The 1,371-nt window shown below is 58.8% G+C and carries 1 protein-coding gene; it reads left to right on the top strand.

Features of this window, described 5'->3' with window-relative positions:
• Positions 1 to 78: 78 nt before the first annotated feature.
• Positions 79 to 1,098: an IS110 family transposase gene (locus tag BMI87_RS21795; protein ID WP_078523541.1), complete on the top strand. Its 1,020-nt coding sequence runs from the start codon at positions 79 to 81 to the stop codon at positions 1,096 to 1,098.
• Positions 1,099 to 1,371 lie beyond the last annotated feature (273 nt).

Here is a 1,371-nt window from a genome sequence, read left to right as displayed (position 1 = left end):
CGGCCGTTGATGGGGAAGACGGCCCCGCTCCTGAGAAGGGACCGTATACTGGTCCTACTTTGCAGAAGGAGCATTCCCATGAACCCAGCTACCGTGGGCCTTGATCTGGCCAAGAACGTGTTTCACGTCCATGTCGCCGACGCGTCCGGCAGAACGCTCGACAGCAAGCGACTTACGCGTCATGAGCTTATGCCTTACTTCGAGTCGTTGCCCTCTTGCCTGATCGGTATTGAGGCGTGTGCGACAGCCCACAACTGGGCCCGCCAGTTGCAGGGGCTCGGCCATGACGTGCGCCTCATTCCTCCAGGTTACGTCAAGCCCTTCGTGCGCCGGGGGGCGAAGAATGACGCCACTGATGCGGCTGCCATTTGTGAAGCGGTTACCCGTCCCAACATGCGCTTTGTCCCGATCAAATCGCGCGAAGATCAGGCATTTCTGATGCTGCACAGAGCCCGAGGGCTTTTGGTCCGACAGAGGACGATGGCAGCTTGTGCTTTCCGGGCGCATTTGGCTGAGTATGGAGTTATCGTCCCACAGGGGAGGCACCGGGTCGATGCCCTCGTCGCAAAGCTGGACGAGCTACGAGAGGATCTACCGGAGGATGCGTGCTTCGCTTTGGATGCTCTCGTCGGGCAACTGCATGCGCTGAATCGGCAGATCGATAGGATCGACATCCGGTTGGCGGAGATCCACAAAACCAATTCTATCTGTCGTTTGCTTGCGACCATACCGGGGATCGGGCCGATTACCGCGACGGCCTTTGCAGCGACCATCCCGGACCCGTCGGCGTTTCGATCAGGGCGGGAGTTTGCTGCCTGGCTTGGACTGACGCCGCGACAAAACTCATCGGGGGGCAAACACAGGCTCGGTGGAATCACCAAACAAGGTGACCGGTATCTTCGCCATCTGTTGGTCCTGGGAGCGCGCACTGTGGTCCGGTATCCAAAGGCCCGCTCCCGCGTAGATGGTCCGTGGATCGAGGCTTTGCTCGAACGGCGCCGACCCATGGTTGTTGCTGTCGCGGTCGCAAACAAGCTGGCGCGGACGATATGGGCGATGCTCTCTACCGGAGAAGTGTTCCGGAGCGCTCAGCCGTGAAGGATCAACAAACTAACGAACAATGAGATGGCACAAGTGCAATAACAGCGTGATGGCAAATCGGCAGAGCTGAGGATCGAGAAAGCCCGAAGAGTTTTAAGCGCGCCAAAACGCGTCCCGTTGATGAGGCCTCGATCCGCGGACACCATCAGGGCCAGCAGTCATGTATAAGGCTGCGCGAACAGGCCGAATACATGAACGCACCGGCCGATGAAGATCACGTTCAAAACACTTGCGCCCGCGGGGCCGTCTATACATGAAACTCTCCACGAA

The sequence above is a fragment of the Thioclava sp. F28-4 genome, from assembly GCF_002020045.1.
Taxonomy (GTDB): domain Bacteria; phylum Pseudomonadota; class Alphaproteobacteria; order Rhodobacterales; family Rhodobacteraceae; genus Thioclava; species Thioclava sediminum.
The sequence above is the reverse complement of the archived record's forward strand: the minus strand, read 5'-3'. Positions and strand labels throughout refer to the sequence as shown.

Bases quoted from the DNA above. Each gene is read 5' to 3' on its own strand.
- BMI87_RS21795 (WP_078523541.1), top strand. From the start codon at position 79: ATGAACCCAGCTACCGTGGGCCTTGATCTGGCCAAGAACGTGTTTCAC.